Here is a 16,836-nt window from a genome sequence, read left to right on the forward strand (position 1 = left end):
CAACGCCCACCCCGCACACCACACGAAGAAACCCTCACCCAACTCTTCGCCGAAACCCTCGGAACCACCCAAGTCGGAATCGACGACAACTTCTTCACCCTCGGCGGACACTCCCTCCTCGCCACCCGCTTGATCAGCCGCATCCGCACCACCCTGGACGTCGAACTCACCATCCGCGCCCTCTTCGAAGCCCCCACCGTCGCCGGCCTCGCCGAGCGCATCGAAGACGGGGCGAGCCAGGATCCGTTCGATCCGCTCCTCCCGATCCGCTCGAGCGGCAAAGAGCGACCGCTGTTCTGCGTACATCCGGTATCAGGGCTCAGCTGGTGTTACGCCGGTCTGCTGCGGCACATCCCAGAAGAAGTCCCCATTTACGGGCTCCAGTCGCGCGGCCTGATGGGGAAGGAGCCGCTGCCTACCTCCCTGGAGGAAATGGCGCGGGATTATGTGGAGCTGATGCGTTCTGTTCAGCCCGTCGGCCCCTACCGGCTGCTCGGCTGGTCCTTCGGGGGGCTGGTCGCTCATGCTGCGGCGGTACTGCTACAGAGTCAGGGAGAAGTCGTCAGCCTGCTGACCATGCTCGATGCCTATCCAAACGACGGGGTTCTTCCATCGGGCCCGGAAAAAGAAGAGAACCTTATATACGCACTGGCGGAGGGCGCCGGATACACAATCCCGGAGGATGCCGATGCGGCGGATCTCTCCGCCCTCCTCCGCGACTACGCCAGGCAGCACATGGGCGAGATGACAGGAGGCATCGCTCTCAGCGAGGACGAAATATCCGCGCTGGCCGTCGCGGTCGGTAACAACCGGGCCCTCGGGCGCTCCGCCACGCTGGAAAAGTTCTCCGGCGATGCGCTGTTCTTCACCGCAGGCGTCGACAACCATATGCCGGTGGCCGCTCCTCGGGCGTGGGCTCCGTATATCACGGGGCACGTGCACGAACACGCGGTTCCATGTGAGCACGTCAACATGATGCAGCCCGGTCCGCTCGCCGAGATCGGCCGAACGCTGGCCGCAGCGCTGCGGGAGCGACCGGAACGGTAGGCGATCAAGTCACAGTCGACGCAGATGAGCCTGGTGGCGTGGCGTATGCGCTACGCCACGCCACCAGGCCCATCGAATCACGCCGAAAGACGTGACATCAGCGGCTACCCAAATCCTTCTATTTCGCTTCCATAACCGAGAAATAAGAGCCGGAAATCGGGGTCACGCTCGAAAGGACGAATCCGGAATCGCTCAGCAAGGTCTCGAATTCCGCTGCCGTGCGTTCACGGCCGCCAGTGAGCACCATCATCCCGATGTCGCTCCATCGGCTGGGGTGCCATTCCTGGTCCTCCGGCACCAGCATCTCCACGATCAATAGCCGCCCGCCGTCCCGCAGCGCCTTCCTGCTGTTGCGCAGAATGGCGACCACTTGGCTATCCGTCCAGTCGTGCAGCACGCTGCACAGCATATGGGTGTCGGCCCCTGAAGGCAGCGATTTAAAGAAGTCGCCCTTTTCGAGCCGGCAGCGCTCTCCGAGCGACCGGATGTGCTCGGAATCCTTGACCATGTCGACGACCGACGGCCGATCGAAGAGAATTCCCCGGACATGATCGGCTTCGCGCAGGACGCGCTCCAGCATAAAGCCGTCGCCGCCCCCGATGTCCATGACGATGTCCGACTGCCGCCAGTCGGGCGTCGCGGAGAACTGCCCGTACAGCCGCCCGGTGCGCTCCCGCATCCGGCGCAGGAAAGCGCGATCGGCGTCGCCGTCGGAATTCTTGTGCGCGAAGAAATCCCCGCCGTGGACGCTGTCGAAGACCGAGCGCCCACTGCGGATGGTGTCGATACCGCGGAGCCAGGCCCGCTGGGAGTCGGCGTTGAGGACGGATTCGCGGACGCTGTTCGGGGCGTCCGCGCGGAGGCGGTGTCCGGTCTCGGTCAGCCGGAATGAGCGGGACGGGTCCTCCAGGAGCACGCCCACCGACACCAGGGCACGCAGCAGGCGGTAGAGGGATTCGATGTCCGCATCCGTGGCGGTGGCTATGTCCTCGACGGTCCTGGTGTCCGCCGCTATGACGTCGGCGATGCCGAGTTCGGCCGTAATGCGCAGCACGTGCGGCAGCACGGCGACACAGCTGTCGTCCGCCAGGGCCAGGTAATCCGCGAGCAGTGCTTCCGGTGTCAGTGCGCTCATCTGCCGACCTCTCTCATATCGTTTTCCTCCGTTTTCCGTTTGTCGAACGGAAGCAGGGTGAACGGAACGGGCTGAACGGGACCTGCTGACGGAACGGGGCCGAACGGGGGAACGGCCCGGAAGGACGTACCTTCCAGGCCGTTATCAGGATCATGTATAGCCGGTGACCTCGGACGGGATCTAGGCCTGCGAGGCCCCGGCCGCGACGCCGCGTAGCCGGTCGCGGATCACGCGTACCGCGGTCTCGGCGTTGTCCACCGTGACGGTGAAGATCCGGCCGTCGCCGAGCCGGACCACCAGGCCCTCACCGCGGCGGACGATCACCGCGGTGCCCTTGTCCGGGCGCCAGCGGTAGCCCCAGCCGCCCCACTGGAATGGGGTGACCCGGGGCGCGAAGTCCGCGTGGACCACATCATCGAGAGGAATACGGCGCCGGGGCAGCCCAATGTGGCCGCAGCGCACTTCCAGGGCCTCCTCGTCGACCCGCACGGCCACGTGGACGAAGGCCAGGGTGCCGAAGAGCATCAGCAGTCCGGCCGCGAGGCAGCCGATCACGGCCATGAGGAGCGGGGCCAGACCCGAGGTCCAGGGAGAGGCGACGGCCAGGTCGATGCCGAGCGCCACACAGGCGGCGCCCCCGGCGGCAAGCAGCCATTGGGCGCGGTTGTGCGCCCGCCCGGTCCAGATCTCAGGGGGCTTCCCGGCCCCGGCCGGCCTGTCGCGCTCGTCGTCCTCGCCGTGGTGCCTCATAGCTGGCAGGGTACCCACGTTCCGCTACCCCGGCAGAGGACTGTGGTAGGGAGCATGAAAGGTTTCCGGGCGAGCCCAGCTTTGGGCCGCGCCCTGGGCCGCACGCGTCAGCCCCGCGCCAGCCGCGTCAGCCCCGCGCCAGGGGTTCGGCCGCCAGCAGACGCCCCTCCGCGTACGCCAGGGCGGCCTCGGGCATCGCGGCCTCGCGGCCGCTGAGGAGCACGGTGAGCCGTCCCTGGGGAAGGTCCGCGAGCGCCGACGAGGCCGCCTGTGCCGCCTCGCCCGAGGGGGTGGGCGTGGCGCCGATCCGGCGCAGGGCCTGGGCGACGACGGCCCCGGCGGATCCGTGCAGGGCAATCGGCGGGGCGTCGGCCGGCTGGACGGCGGCCCGGATGCGGTCGGCGACCAGCTCGTAGTGGGTGCAGCCCAGGACGAGGGCCCGGATGTCGCGCGGGGTGCGGGCCGCGGCGTCGGCCACCGCGGCGTCGATCGCCGCCGAGTCGGCCCGCTGTACGGCCTCGGCGAGCCCCGGGCAGGCCACCTCCGTCACGGTGACGCCGTCCGCGAAGTCGCTGATGAGTCGGCGCTGGTAGGGGCTGCCCGTGGTGGCGGGGGTGGCCCAGATCGCGACGGGTCCGCCGCCCGCCGCCGCGGGCTTGATCGCGGGTACGGTCCCGATGACCGGCAGCCCGGGCTCCAGCTCGGCCCGCAGCGCGGGCAGGGCGTGCACGGAGGCGGTGTTGCAGGCGACGATCAGCGCGTCGGGGCGGTGCACGGCGGCGGCGCGGACGCAGGCCAGCGCGCGCTGGGTGACGTCTTCGGGGGTGCGCGGGCCCCAGGGCATGCTGTCGGGGTCCGAGGAGAGAACGAGATCGGCGTCCGGCCGGAGCCGATGCACCGCAGCCGCTGCCGGGAGCAGGCCGATTCCGGAGTCCATGAGCGCGATCTTCACCCGGTCACTTTAATGGATCGCCCTGATGCGCCCGGCGACCGGGCTCCTGGTCGGGCAGACTGCCACGGTGGACGCGCTGACGTGGATCGCCGTGGGGTCACTTGCCGTGTGGGCGTGGCTGCTGCTGGGCCAGGGCTTCTTCTGGCGTACGGATGTCCGGCTGCCCCGCGGCGGTACACAGGTGGACCCCGGTACACAGGTGGACCCCGGTGCGCGGCCGGACCCCAGCAGTGCGCGCGCGAACCCCGGCGGTGAGCCCGTCGTCCTGGTTGATGACCCGGCGGACCTCGCCGCCGAGGAGCGCTGGCCGCCGGTCGCCGTCGTCGTCCCCGCCCGGGACGAGGCCGCCGTCCTCCCGGTGAGCCTGCCGTCGTTGCTGGCGCAGGACTATCCGGGGCCGGCGGAGATCTTCCTCGTCGACGACGGCAGTACGGACGACACGGGCAAGCTGGCCCGCGAACTCGCCGATGAGCACGGCGGGCTGCCGCTGACCGTGGACTCGCCCGGTGAGCCGCCGCCGGGCTGGACGGGCAAGCTCTGGGCGGTGCGCCACGGCATGACGCTCGCCGAGGCCCGCCCGGACACGGAGTATCTGCTGCTGACCGACGCGGATATCGCGCATGAACCGGACTCCCTGCGCGAGTTGGTGCGGGCGGCGCGCGGCTCCGGGCTCGATCTGGTGTCGCAGATGGCGCGGCTGCGGGTGGCGACGGCGTGGGAGCGGTTGATCGTCCCGGCGTTCGTGTACTTCTTCGCGCAGCTCTACCCGTTCCGGTGGGTCAACCGGGCGGGGGCGCGGACGGCGGCGGCCGCGGGCGGGTGTGTGCTGCTGCGCCGGGAGGCGGCCGAGCGGGCCGGGGTCCCGGATGTGGTCCGGCACGCGGTCATCGACGATGTGGCGCTGGCCCGGGCGGTGAAGCGGAGCGGCGGGAGGATCTGGCTGGGGCTCGCGGACCGGGTGGACAGCGTACGGCCGTATCCGCGGCTGGGCGAGCTGTGGCGGATGGTCTCGCGCAGCGCCTATGCGCAGCTGCGGCATAATCCGCTGCTGCTGGTGGCCACGGTGGCGGGGCTCGCGCTGGTGTACCTGGTGCCCCCGGTGGCGCTGTTCGCGGGGCTGCCGGCGGGCCGGCCAGCGCTGTGGGCGGCGGGGGCCGCCGCCTGGGCGCTGATGGCCGTGACGTACGTCCCCATGCTGCGCTACTACCGGCAGACGCTGTGGCTGGCGCCGCTGCTGCCGCTGACGGCGCTGCTGTATCTGCTGATGACCGTGGATTCGGCGGTCCGCCACTATCAGGGGCGCGGCGCCGCGTGGAAGGGGCGTACCTACGCCCGCCCCGGCGCCGCGCCCTGACGGCTCGCCTCACTTACGGCCGGGTGTCCAGTTCATGCCCCAGCCGTAGGCGTAGTCGAGGGTGCGCTGGGGGCTGACGCCGCGTTCGGGCACCAGATAGCGGGCCTCGCGCTGGACGATGAGGTCGCCGCCGTTGTTGGTGATCAGCGCGAGGGCGCAGACCGGGGAGGGGACGGTGCACTCGTCGAGCGAGAAGTCGATGGGTGCGCCGTGCTGCGGCTGCAGGGTGACGGTGGCGTTGAGGTTGGCGAAGCTGCGGGCGCCCTCGTAGATCGTGACGAAGACGAGGATGCGGCGGAACGCGTTCTTCTGGTCGAGGTTGATGGTGAGGTTTTCGCCGGATGTCCGGGCGCCGGTGCGGTCGTCGGCGTCGAGTTGGATGAACGGCGGCTGGTGCAGCGAGCCGAAGGAGTTGCCGAGCGCCTGCACCACGCCCTTGCTGCCGTCGGAGAGCTCGAACAGCGCGCCGAGGTCGAGGTCGAGGTCCCCGTGCATGGCGATGGCCCTGCCGAGCTTCTGCCCCCAGCCCTGGAACTGTTTGCGCACCTGCCAGTTGAGGTTCACCCGCATGGCGCCGGAGGTGCCGCCCTGCTTGGTGAGCGAGACGGAGGGGGCCTCCTTGGTCAGGGTGACCTTGGACAGGCTCACCGGGGCGGAACCGGGAGCGGAAGCGGGAGCCGGGTACCCGGGGGCCGGCGGCGCGGCGGGCGGGTACGCGGGCGCGGTCGGCGGCTGAAGCGGCGCGGCGGGCGCCGTGGGCGGCGGGGGCGGAAGGGGCGCGGACGGCTGTACGGGCGCGGGGGCGGCGGCCGGGGCGGGGACGGAGGCGGGACCGGGGGCGTGCTGGGGCTCATCGACGCTGATGCCGAAGTCCGTGGCGAGGCCCGCGAGTCCACTGCCGTACCCCTGGCCGACGGCGCGGAACTTCCACGCGCCCTGCCTCCGGTAGAGCTCGCCGAGCACAAACGCGGTCTCGACGGTGGCGTCCTCGCTGTCGAACCGGGCGAGCTCCGCACCGCCCGAGGCGTCCAGCACCCGGATGTACAGGCCCGGGACCCGGCCGAAGCTGCCGCCGTCCGCGGACGCGGCGAGCACGACGGTCTCGATGGCGGGTTCCACCCGGCCGAAGTCCACCGAAAGGGTGTCGGTCACGGTGTCACCGGCGGTTCGCTTGCCTTCGTGGCGTACGGCGCCCGAGGAGTGTGCCGGCTGGTTGTAGAAGACGAAGTCCGCGTCGGAACGGACCTTTCCGGATACCAGCAGCAGCGCCGAGGCGTCGACGTCCGGCACCCCCGGGCCGGTGCGCCAGCCCAGTTCGACCCGCACCGCCGACACCGGAACCGGAACATTGCTGCCTTTGCGCATCGCCATGCTGTCCCCCTGCCTTTCTGATCTGTTCATTTCGGCCACGGACACACGATCATCGGACCGCGATCGGTAACCCGTCGAAAACGAGCTCTTTACAGGATCTCAACGTACCCTGCCGACCGTTTTTGCCAGATTCGCTCGGATTGGGGAACGCCGACCGCTCCCAGCCGGTAAAACAACCCTCTTACCGGACTCCCCAATCGGCACATCGTGGGCTTAACTTATGGGCTATGACCTCCCCCCGCGGTAGCTACGGCAGCGGCTACTACTCCTCGTCGTCCTTCCCGGACACCCCCATCTACGACAGTCTCGTCGCCGAGCGGGGGACACCGCAGATCGCGCCCATCCGAGTGGCCCCGCCGTACGACACCGGCAGCCACCTCCCGGCGTTGCCCTCCGCGCTGCCCGCGCTGCCGGCCGCGCCCTCCTCCTCGCAGTACAACCCCTCGCAGGGATACCAGACGGGTGGTGGGCAGCCGCAGCCCGGCGGGCTGCAGCAGGCGCCCTCGCCGTACATCCCGCCGCAGGCGACGGGTCCGCGCGGCTACCCGGGGACACAGCAGCAGCCCCCGCAGCAGCAGCGTCCGGCGGCGCCCAACGGCTACGAGGCGATGCGTCCGGCCATGCCGCGCCCCGCCGCACCCCGGCCGGCGGCGCCCGCGCCGTCGCCGTACGAGGACCCCTACGGCCGTCAGCAGTACCAGGGCCGGCCGCAGCAGCCGGGGGCCGGCTACTGAGCCACCCCGCGCCGCGGGGCCCGGCCCCGGATGGGGGCCGGGTCGGCCGGGGACCGTGGGGTGACTTTGACACGACGCTGTCGGACCCGGCTGGCAAGATTGTCGACATGGTCAATCCAGCGCTGAGCGCTATCCACGTGTACCCCGTCAAGTCGGCCGCGGGGGCCGCTCCCCTCGAGGCGGTCGTCGAGCCGTGGGGGCTTGCGGGAGACCGGAGGTGGATGGTCGTCGAGCCCGGCGGACGGTATGTGACGCAGCGCCAACAGGCCCGTATGGCGCTGGTTTCCGCCGAGCCGCTGCCCGGTGGCGGCATCCGGCTCAGCGCTGCCGACCATGAGCCGCTGACCGTCGCCGTGCCCGAGCCGGGGGACGCCGCGGCGGTGTCGACCGTGTGGCTGCACAAGGAAGCCGTCGAGGTGGTGTCGGCGGGCGCGGCGGCCGACGAGTGGTTCAGCGGTTTTCTGGGCTCTCCGGTCCGTCTGGTCCATCTGGACGATCCGGCGCGCCGCAGGCCGCTGGCTCCGGATTTCGCTCGCGGGGGCGAGACCGTGAGCCTGGCGGACGAGTTTCCGCTGCTGCTGACCACCACCGCGTCGCTGGACGCGCTCAACTCACTCATCGCTCAAGGGGATCACCCTGACGAGGGGCCGCTGCCGATGAACCGCTTCCGGCCGAATGTGGTGGTCGAGGGCACCGCTCCCTGGGCCGAGGACGACTGGCAGCGGATACGGATCGGCGAGGTCGTCTTCCGGGTCACCAAGCCCTGTGCCCGGTGTGTGATCACCACCACCGACCAGGAGACCGCCGAGCGCGGCAAGGAGCCGCTGCGTACGCTGGCCCGCCACCGGCGCGCCGGCGATCAGCTCCTCTTCGGGCAGAACCTCGTCCCGGAATTCCCCGAGCTCCCCGAACTTCCCTCGGCCGTCGGGCTCTTGGGGGAAGGGCGCGGCTCGGGGACACTGCGGTTGGGCGACCGGGTCGAGATCCTCGAGTAGCCAATGGCCCCGTCCGGCCCGGCCATCAGGGCCGTTCGGCCCCTTCCCGGCGGCTGCGCGGCCCCCGATGCTGATCACCAGTGCCTGGGAACCACCCTCGCCACCGGGGCGTGCCAGGCTCCCACCCCACTGCGGTGAGGAGCCACACGGACGGGCGTGCCCCCGTGCGCGCGTGGGGCGCGAGACCGGAAGGGGAGTCCGGCCTCGCGCCCCACGCAAACGTCAGCTCCACGCGAACATCGGCCCTGCGCGAACGTCGACCGCACGCGAACGTCGGCCCCGCGCGATGCAGGCACACCCCACGGCAATGCCCGGCCCAAAAGCGACCTCACTCGGCCGCGCGCCGGTCCCTGATCCGCTCGGCGATGACCGCGGCCTGAATGCGTCGTCCCACGCCCAGCTTGGACAAGATCGTCGAGATGCGGTTCTTGACCGTCTTCTCGGCGAGGAACAGCCGCTCGGCGATCTGGCGGTTGGTCAGCCCTTCGCCGATGAGCTCCAGGATCTCCCGCTCACGCGGCGACAGCCGCTCCAGCTCCACCGGCCCGCTGGGCTGCGGCCCGCGCAGCCGGGCCATCACTCGCGCGGTCGCGCCCGGGTCGAGCATGGACCGGCCGCCGGCCACGGTGCGTACGGCCGACACCAGGTCGGAGCCGTTGATCTGCTTGAGCACATAGCCGGCCGCCCCCGCCATGATGGCGTCGAAGAGCGCTTCGTCGTCGTCGAAGGAGGTGAGCATCAGACAGGCCAAGTCGGGCAGCCGGGCCCGCAGTTCGCGGCACACCTCGATCCCTTCGTGGTCGCCGCCCTCGGCCGGGGAGCCGAGCCGTACGTCGAGCACCGCGACCCGGGGCCGTACGGCTGGGGCGCGGGCGATGGCCTCGCGCGCGTTGGCCGCCTCCCCCACCACGCACAGGTCGGGCTCAGCGTCGAGCAGATCGCGCAGTCCGCGCCGCACCACCTCGTGGTCGTCGAGCAGAAAGACCCCGATACGTGTCGCGGGCCTCGCGGGGTCGGCCGCCTGTGTCACTGCCTCTCCCTTCGTGGCGCGTGGGGTGCGCCGGTCGTGATCCGCCGCCCAGCCTTCCGTCCCGTCGCGGCGCGGGGTAAGGGGCCGTTCGGCCCCCGGCCGCCCGAACACCTGGCCGCGGGCCGCCTCAAGCCTTCTTCTGCTCCGCGATGAGCGGCCGCAGCACCCCGCGCAGATCCCGCTCGCTGAGCGGCACCAGCGCTCGGGCGGCGAGCCGTCCGCTGCCGTCGAGGAAGACGGTCGAGGGGATGGTCTGCGGGTTGACACTGCCCCGGGGGAGCTTGAGCACGATCCGGCCCATCTGGTCGTAGAGGCTGGGGTACGAGACGCCGTACTCCTCCTCGAACCTGATAGCCGCCTCCCGGCTCGGGTCCCGGGTGTTGATGCCGACGAACCGTACGCCCTCGGCCTCGGTCTCCTTGGCCACCTTCACCAGATTGGGCGCCTCGGCCCGGCACGGCCCGCAGTTCGAGCCCCAGAGGTTGACCACGACGATATGGCCCTTGTAGTCCGCGAGGTCCAGCGGCTTACCCTGGAGGGTCTTGCCGGAGATCTCCCGCAGTTGCTCGCGCTCGCCCGGGGCGTAGCTGCTGATCACCTCGTTGCCGCCGCCCGACTTCGAGGAGTCGCCCCCGGAGCCCCCGGAGTCCCCGGAGTCCCCGGTGGAGCTCGTCCCCATCCCGCAGGCCGACAGGAGGAGGGCGGCGGCCAGTACAGCGGCCGAACCGGAGGTGAAATGACGGGTGTTCATGCGATCAGCTTCGCAGGTCGCGGGTCCGCCCCGGCGCCCGGGTCCCTGGTCCGGTCATGGCGATATGCCCCCCGCGTACGGCCCATACAGGTCCAGCAGGCGGGTGCGGGCGGACTGGAGGCGGCGTCCGATCACCTGGGCGCAGGCGAGGGCGAGCGCGTAGCCGAGTTCGGTGTCCTCGTCGCACAGCCGGCGTACCGCCTCCGCGTCGAATTCATGTGCGCGCACCGGGCTGAGCGCCTCCGCGCCCAGGTGCCAGGTGTCCGGCGGGAAGAGCCAGGACCAACCGATCAGCTCGCCGGGGCCGAGCGTCTCGATCACGGCGGCGCGCCGGCCGGGGACGTGCAGATCGAGGGTGACCGAACCGGTGCGGATGATCCAGAAGCGGTCGGCCTTGCGCCCCTCCTCGAAGATGCGGCTGCCCGCGGGGAAGGACACTTCGCGGGCGAGCGCCATCAGCCGATCGCGGTGCTCCGTCTTGAGCGGGCTGAGTAGTCCCTTCATGTCCTCACTGTGCCGCCTCCCGCCCCTGCGCGCCCTTCGGCGGGCGTGAGAGCGGGCCGTGAGAGCGGGACGCGCGGGCGGCCGAAGGGCGGCCGTGCCCGGCTTGTGGCATGGTCGTACATGGGTCGTGAGGCCGCCGTCTCTCACGGAGTCGCGCATGGGACCGCAAGTCACGCTCACCGACCGCGAGCTGCACAGCCTGGACGCCCACTGGCGGGCGCTGAACTATCTGGCGGCGGGCCAGATCTATCTGACCGGCAATCCGCTGCTGGCGGAGCCGCTGCGCCCCGAGCACATCAAACCGCGGCTGCTGGGCCACTGGGGCACCTGTCCCGGGCTGAACCTCGTCTACACGCATATGAACCGGGTGATCTCGGCCCGTGACCTGGACGCGGTGTGCGTCTGGGGCCCGGGCCACGGCGGGCCGGCCGTGTTCGCCGGGGCCTGGCTGGACGGCACGTACGGGGAGCTGTGTCCGGACGTGGGGCGGGACCTCGCCGGGATGGCCCGGCTCTTCCGCCAGTTCTCCACGCCCGGCGGAGTGCCCAGCCATGCCTCGCCCCAGGTGCCCGGCTCGTTCCACGAGGGCGGCGAACTCGGCTACTCCCTCGCGCACGCCTATGGCGCGGCGCTGGACAACCCCGATCTGGTGGTCACCTGTGTGATCGGCGACGGGGAGGCGGAGACCGGGCCGCTGGCCGCGTCCTGGCATTCGAACAAGTTCCTGGATCCGGTGTACGACGGCGCTGTGCTGCCGGTGCTGCAGCTGAACGGCTACAAGATCGCCAATCCGGCCGTACTGGCCCGGCTGCCCGAAGGCGAGCTGGACGAGCTGCTGCGCGGCTACGGCCACGAGCCGCTGTACGTAACCGCCACCGCGGGCGAGGACCCGGCGCAGGCGCACCACGACATGGCGGCGGCGCTCGATCTCGCGCTGGACCGGATCGCCGCCTTCCAGCGGGCCGCGCGCGAGGGTGACGGGGCGCGGAAGCGCCCGCACTGGCCGTTGATCGTGCTGCGTACGCCCAAGGGCTGGACCGGCCCGGCCGAGGTGGACGGGGTGCCAGTGGAGGGCACCTGGCGCGCCCATCAGGTGCCGCTCGCCGGGGTCCGGGAGGATCCGGGGCGGCTGCGGCAGCTGGAGCGGTGGCTGCGCTCGTACCGGCCGGACGAGCTCTTCGGCGCCGACGGCCGTCCGCGCCCCGAGGTCCTGGCCTACGTACCGGCGGGCGACCGCAGGCTCGGCGCCAATCCGCACACCAACGGCGGCCGGCTGCTGCGCGAGCTGCCGCTGCCCGATCTGGCCGGGCATGCCGTCGCCGTGGACAAGCCCGGCACCCGGCTGCACGAGCCGACGCGGGTGCTCGGCGGGCTGCTGCGCCAGGTGATGGCCGACACGGCAGGGCGCCGCGACTTCCGCCTGGTCGGGCCGGACGAGACGGCGTCCAACCGGTTGCAGGACGTGTACGCGGTGACGGACAAGGCCTGGCAGGCCGAGACGGTGGAGACGGATGAGCACCTGGGGCCGCACGGCCGGGTCATGGAGGTACTGTCCGAACATCTGTGCCAGGGCTGGCTCGAGGGGTATCTGCTGACCGGGCGGCACGGTCTGTTCTCCTCGTACGAGGCGTTCACCGACATCGTCGCGAGCATGGCCGCCCAGCACGTCAAGTGGGTCCAGACCGCCCGTACGATCCCCTGGCGGGCCCCGATCGCCGCCCTGAACTACCTGCTGACCTCACATGTGTGGCGGCAGGATCACAATGGTTTCTCCCATCAGAACCCCGGGTTCATCGACCACGTCCTCAACAAGGACCCGTACACGGTGCGCGTGTACCTCCCGCCGGACACCAACACCCTGCTGTGCGTCGCCAATCATGTGCTGCGCACCCGGGACGTGGTCAATGTGGTGGTGGCGGGCAAGCAGCCCTGTTTCGACTGGCTCGGCCTGGAGCAGGCCCGTGACCACTGCGCGCGCGGCCTCGGCAGCTGGGAGTGGGCGGGGACGGAGCGGCCGGGCGACGAGCCGGCGGTGGTCCTCGCCTGCGCGGGGGACGTGCCGACCCAGGAGGTGCTGGCGGCTGCGTCGATCCTGCGTACGCGGCTGCCGGAGCTGGCCGTCCGGGTCGTGAACATCGTCGACATGACCAAGTTGCTGCCGCGTCAGCGGCATCCGCACGGGCTGACGGACCTCGAGTTCGACGCGGTGTTCACCCGCGACCGGCCGGTGATCTTCGCGTACCACGGCTATCCGTGGCTGATCCACCGGCTCACCTACCAGCGGGCCGTCCATCCGCGGCTCCATGTGCGCGGCTACCAGGAGATGGGCACCACGACCACGCCCTTCGACATGGTCGTACGCAATGACCTCGACCGCTATCGGCTGGTCATGGACGTGCTGGACCGGGTGCCTGGACTCGCGGTGCGCTCCGCCGGGCTGCGCCAGGCCATGGAGGACATGCGCCATCGGCACCACGACTGGATCCGGCGGCACGGCGTCGATCTGCCGGAGGTGGTCCAGTGGAGCTGGCCGGGTTGATCGGGTTGCTGGGCAGCGGTAGCCGACAGGAAGCGGTACGCGACCGAGTAGGTTGCGGGCGCCGCACGTCCACTTCCGGTCACAAATGGCGTCCGAGTCGTCATCGCCGGTCCTTGCGTGCGCGGGCGGCCCATGGCCCGTACCCTCGGCTCCTTCATCGACCCTGCTGTCGCTCGCACTCGTCAACGGGAGGCACCGGTGCCGGCGCAACCCCGCCTGTGGTCCGCCGATCAAGCCGTCGAACGTCTGCTGCAGCGTCGCTTCACCGCACGCGAGCTGCCGCTGCTGCGCGTGCAGGTCGAGGAGTGCGCGGCCTGGGCCGGGCTGACCGAGACGCGCCGGGGCGACTTCGTCCTGGCCGTGGACGCGGTCGCCACCAACGCGGTGGAGCACGCGGGCGGGCAGGGGGCCCTGCTGCTGCGGCGGGTCGGCAACGAACTGGAGTGCCGGATCAGCGACTCCGGCCCCGGCTTCTCCGAGGACGTCATCCCCCGGATCCTGCCGGGCCTGGACGGCGCGACCAGCGGACGCGGGCTGTGGCTGACCCGCCTGGTCACCGACCGGCTCGCGGTCAGCGCGGGCGCGGTGGGGGCCGTGGTGACGCTCGCCATGCGGCTGCGCTGAACGGCTCCGCCGGCCACTCAAACTCACCCACCCGCCCGTGCCCGCCCGTCCGTGCCCGCCCGCCCGTGCCCGCCCGCCCGTGCTCACCCGGCCTCTTGTGCTCACCGGCCCGCCACGCGCGCTGACCGGTCCCTACTCCCCCGGTCGCCTCCCGGCAGGACAATGGGAAGGAACACATCCATGTGCGGACATGAGAGGCGGTGGGCGCGGTGGAGCTACCCGTCGTGGTGGGGGTGGACGGTTCGGACGCCGCCTTCGACGCACTGGACTGGGCGGCCGGCATGGCCGCACGGCGCGGGCTGCCGCTGCGCATCGTCCACGCGTCCCTGTGGGAGCGCTACGAGGGCTACATCCCCACGACCTCGCCGGACCGCCCGGCCGAGCGGGTCCACAGCGAGGCCGTGCTGGCCATGGCCGCCGAGCGGGCGGGGCGGCGCGCCTCGGCGCTCAAGGTGATGACCGACGTGGCGCCCGACGACGCGGTGACGGCCCTGCTGCGCGCCGGGCAGAGCGCGGACGCGGTGGTCGTGGGTTCGCGGGGGCGCGGGGAGTTCGCGTCCCTGCTGCTGGGCTCGGTGGGTCTTGGCATCGCGGCCCGCGCGCACTGTCCGGTGGTGGTGGTCCGCGGCCGCCCGGAGAATGTGCAGGGCCGGCTGAACCGGGTGACGGTGGGCATCGCCGAGCGCGAGCGACCCAGCGGACCCGAATACGCCGCGGGCGCGGCCGCGAACGCCTTCGCGCTCCGCGAGGCGCGGCTGCGCGGCTGCGAGCTGGAGGCGGTGCACGCCTGGCGTTTCGCGGCCGCCGAGGCGGCCGGGGAGCACGGGAGCCCCGAGGACCGGGCGCGGCGCGCCGGCGAACTGCTCGACGAGGCGCTTGGCGGCGCCTCGGCGGCGGCGCTGCCGCCCGTACCGGTGGCGCACCGGGTGGTCGAGGCGTCGCCCCGCAAGGCGCTGCTGGACGCCTCGGCGCACTCCGACCTGCTGGTGGTGGGGGCGCGGCGGCGGCACGGCCACTTCGGTATGCAGCTGGGCCTGGTGAATCACGCGGTGCTGCACCATGCGCAGTGCCCGGTGGCGGTGGTCCCGCAGAGCTGAGCACGGCAAGCGGCTTGAGCACCCGGACGGCTCAGGCACCCGGACGACTCGGACACTCGGCCGACTTGGGCACTCGCGCCCCTGAAAAGCCTCCGCGCGGCTAGGCTGCCGTCAAGCGGCTGACGGGCACGACGGAGGCCAGGTGTCGGGCACTGCGGATCAGGGGCGCCATCCGGCACTGCCCCAACTGAGTCTGGACCAGCTCCTCCACGAGCTACAGGCGCGGCTGGACGCGGCGCGCGCCACGCAGGGCCGTACGCACAACCTGCTCGAGGCGGTGCTCAGCGTCGGCCGCGAGCTGGATCTGGAGCAGGTGCTGCGGCGGATCGTGGAGGCCGCGGTGGTGCTGGCCGACGCGGAGTACGGCGCGCTGGGCGTGGTCGACCAGCACCGGCTGTCGCAGTTTCTGCCGGTGGGCATATCCGAGGAGCTGGCGCGGCGCATAGGGCCGCTGCCCGGCGGCCATGGGCTGCTCGGCGAGCTGATCCGCCGTCCGCAGCCGCTGCGGCTGACCGATCTGGCCGCGCATGCGTCCAGCCAGGGCTTTCCGGATCACCATCCGCCCATGCGGTCGTTCCTGGGGGTTCCGATCCGGGTCCGCGACGAGGTCTTCGGGATTCTGTATCTGACCGAGAAGCGCGGCGGCGCGGGCTTCGACCCGGAGGACGAGGCGGTGCTGACCACCTTGTCGGTCGCCGCGGGCGTGGCCATCGACAACGCCCGGCTGTATCACGAGAGCAGGCGCCGCGAGCAGTGGCTGGAGGCGTCGGGGGTGATCACCCGGACGCTGCTGGCCGGCGCCCCGTCGGGCGAGGCGCTGAGCCTGATCGCCCGCCTCGCCCTCCAGGTGTCCCTGGCCGATTCGGCGGCGGTGCTGCTCCCGGCCGAGGGGACGGACAGCCTGCTGGTGGAGGTGGCCGAGGGCCATGACGCGGAGCGGCTGGGCGGGCAGGTGGTGCCGTCGGACGGGTCGCTGGCCGGTCTTGCCGCGCGTACCGGCCGGCCCGCGGTCAGCGGCGACATACGGAACGATCCGCGGGCCTGGCCGATACCGGCCCGGGAGGGGGAGTTCGGCCCGCTGGTGGCCGTGCCGCTGGTCGCGGGCGAGCGGACTTCGGGGTCGCTGCGGCTGTGCCGGCTCGCCGGGCGGCCGCCGTTCGACGAGACCGAGGTGGCGCTGCTCTCCGGGTTCGCGGCGCAGGCGGCGCTGGCGCTGGAACTGGCCCGGCACCGCGCCGAGTCGGAGCGGCTGGCGCTGCGCCACGACCGCGACCGGATCGCGCGCGATCTGCATGACCTGGCGATCCAGCGGCTGTTCGCGACGGGCCTGACGCTGCAGAGCGCGGGCCGGCTGATCAAGCACCCCGAGGCGGCGGAGCGGGTGGGGCGGGCGGTGGACGATCTGGACGAGACCATCAAGATCATCCGCTCCACGATCTTCGCCCTGCGGGTGGTCGGGGACGGCGACGCCGAGGCCACCGGTCTGCGCTGGCGTCTGGTCAAGGCCATCCGGTCGGCGTCCGATGTGCTCGGCTTCACCCCGTCGCTGGTGGTGGACGGGCCGGTGGACACGGATGTGCCGGACGAGGTGGCCGATCAGGTGCTGGCGGTGCTCGCCGAGGCGCTGAGCAACACCGCCCGGCACGCGCAGGCGCGGCGGGTCGACGTACGGCTGGGCGTCGGGGCGGAGGTCGCCTTGACCGTCACGGACGACGGGGTGGGCATGGGCGGCAGCGCGCCCAGCGGCGGCCTGGTCAACATGCGCTCCAGGGCCCAACTCCACGACGGCACGCTGCACATCGAGGCGCCCGAGGCGGGGGGTACGCGGCTGGTGTGGCGGGTACCCCTGGCATCCGGCCGACCTTACGCGACGGAGGGCCCGACCTCGTGATATTGCTCTCTCTTCGACGAATCCACGTATTTCCGGCCCGGCATGCGGTATCCACAAATGGG

15 protein-coding genes are annotated in these 16,836 nt (G+C 71.7%); 8 read left to right on the plus strand and 7 right to left on the minus strand.

Annotation, left to right across the window (positions count from 1 at the left end):
• The coding region (locus tag ACFV2X_RS49740) for an alpha/beta fold hydrolase (RefSeq protein ID WP_385629577.1) at positions 1-1,047 on the plus strand (1,047 nt) is incomplete at its 5' end.
• 118 nt (positions 1,048-1,165) lie between these two features.
• Here the strand turns inward: ACFV2X_RS49740 and ACFV2X_RS49745 are convergent.
• The 3 genes from ACFV2X_RS49745 to ACFV2X_RS49755 all read right to left on the minus strand — a co-directional run bounded on the left by ACFV2X_RS49745 (position 1,166) and on the right by ACFV2X_RS49755 (position 3,884).
• Entirely contained in the window at positions 1,166-2,182 is a 1,017-nt protein-coding gene (locus tag ACFV2X_RS49745; protein ID WP_385629580.1) for a methyltransferase, read from the minus strand.
• Between the two features lie 180 nt (positions 2,183-2,362).
• Positions 2,363-2,932: a hypothetical protein gene (locus ACFV2X_RS49750; protein WP_385629582.1), complete on the minus strand. Its 570-nt coding sequence runs from the start codon at positions 2,930-2,932 to the stop codon at positions 2,363-2,365.
• 127 nt (positions 2,933-3,059) lie between these two features.
• Positions 3,060-3,884: a glutamate racemase gene (locus ACFV2X_RS49755; RefSeq protein ID WP_385629583.1), complete on the minus strand. Its 825-nt coding sequence runs from the start codon at positions 3,882-3,884 to the stop codon at positions 3,060-3,062.
• 25 nt (positions 3,885-3,909) lie between these two features.
• On the opposite strand from ACFV2X_RS49755, the gene ACFV2X_RS49760 reads away from it, so the two are divergent.
• A complete protein-coding gene (locus tag ACFV2X_RS49760) occupies positions 3,910-5,238 on the plus strand; it encodes a glycosyltransferase (protein ID WP_385629585.1) in 1,329 nt (442 codons plus the stop codon).
• Between the two features lie 9 nt (positions 5,239-5,247).
• Here ACFV2X_RS49760 and ACFV2X_RS49765 read toward each other — a convergent pair whose 3' ends face one another.
• Positions 5,248-6,603, minus strand: coding sequence for a TerD family protein (locus ACFV2X_RS49765; RefSeq protein WP_385629644.1), 1,356 nt, complete (start codon positions 6,601-6,603; stop codon positions 5,248-5,250).
• A 233-nt stretch (positions 6,604-6,836) separates the two neighbouring features.
• Between ACFV2X_RS49765 and ACFV2X_RS49770 the strand changes: the two genes are divergently transcribed.
• Together ACFV2X_RS49770 and ACFV2X_RS49775 are read left to right on the plus strand one after the other, a co-directional pair.
• On the plus strand, positions 6,837-7,343 hold the full coding sequence (locus ACFV2X_RS49770) for a DUF6643 family protein (RefSeq protein WP_385629587.1): 507 nt from the start codon (positions 6,837-6,839) through the stop codon (positions 7,341-7,343).
• A 107-nt stretch (positions 7,344-7,450) separates the two neighbouring features.
• A complete protein-coding gene (locus ACFV2X_RS49775) occupies positions 7,451-8,338 on the plus strand; it encodes an MOSC domain-containing protein (protein ID WP_385629590.1) in 888 nt (295 codons plus the stop codon).
• 328 nt (positions 8,339-8,666) lie between these two features.
• Here the strand turns inward: ACFV2X_RS49775 and ACFV2X_RS49780 are convergent, their stop codons facing one another.
• The 3 genes from ACFV2X_RS49780 to ACFV2X_RS49790 all read right to left on the minus strand — a co-directional run bounded on the left by ACFV2X_RS49780 (position 8,667) and on the right by ACFV2X_RS49790 (position 10,623).
• The gene (locus ACFV2X_RS49780) at positions 8,667-9,368 is read right to left on the minus strand and encodes a response regulator (RefSeq protein ID WP_385629593.1); all 702 of its coding nucleotides are present in this window, start codon (positions 9,366-9,368) and stop codon (positions 8,667-8,669) included.
• A 127-nt stretch (positions 9,369-9,495) separates the two neighbouring features.
• Positions 9,496-10,119 carry a TlpA family protein disulfide reductase gene (locus ACFV2X_RS49785; protein WP_385629595.1) on the minus strand — a complete coding sequence of 208 codons (624 nt, stop codon included), beginning with the start codon at positions 10,117-10,119 and terminating at the stop codon, positions 9,496-9,498.
• Between the two features lie 54 nt (positions 10,120-10,173).
• Positions 10,174-10,623: a cyclic nucleotide-binding domain-containing protein gene (locus ACFV2X_RS49790; protein ID WP_385629598.1), complete on the minus strand. Its 450-nt coding sequence runs from the start codon at positions 10,621-10,623 to the stop codon at positions 10,174-10,176.
• A 157-nt stretch (positions 10,624-10,780) separates the two neighbouring features.
• Between ACFV2X_RS49790 and ACFV2X_RS49795 the strand changes: the two genes are divergently transcribed.
• From ACFV2X_RS49795 to ACFV2X_RS49810, 4 genes are all read left to right on the plus strand, one after another.
• Positions 10,781-13,162, plus strand: coding sequence for a phosphoketolase (locus ACFV2X_RS49795; RefSeq protein WP_385629601.1), 2,382 nt, complete (start codon positions 10,781-10,783; stop codon positions 13,160-13,162).
• Positions 13,163-13,360: 198 nt separating this feature from the next.
• Complete coding sequence (locus ACFV2X_RS49800; protein ID WP_385629604.1) at positions 13,361-13,786, plus strand: ATP-binding protein; 426 nt, start codon at positions 13,361-13,363, stop codon at positions 13,784-13,786.
• 200 nt (positions 13,787-13,986) lie between these two features.
• Positions 13,987-14,883, plus strand: coding sequence for a universal stress protein (locus ACFV2X_RS49805; RefSeq protein WP_385629607.1), 897 nt, complete (start codon positions 13,987-13,989; stop codon positions 14,881-14,883).
• 142 nt (positions 14,884-15,025) lie between these two features.
• Positions 15,026-16,774 carry a GAF domain-containing protein gene (locus ACFV2X_RS49810; RefSeq protein ID WP_385629610.1) on the plus strand — a complete coding sequence of 583 codons (1,749 nt, stop codon included), beginning with the start codon at positions 15,026-15,028 and terminating at the stop codon, positions 16,772-16,774.
• Positions 16,775-16,836: the final 62 nt, after the last annotated feature.

The sequence above is a fragment of the Streptomyces sp. NPDC059679 genome (assembly GCF_042734105.1).
Lineage (GTDB): Bacteria > Actinomycetota > Actinomycetes > Streptomycetales > Streptomycetaceae > Streptomyces.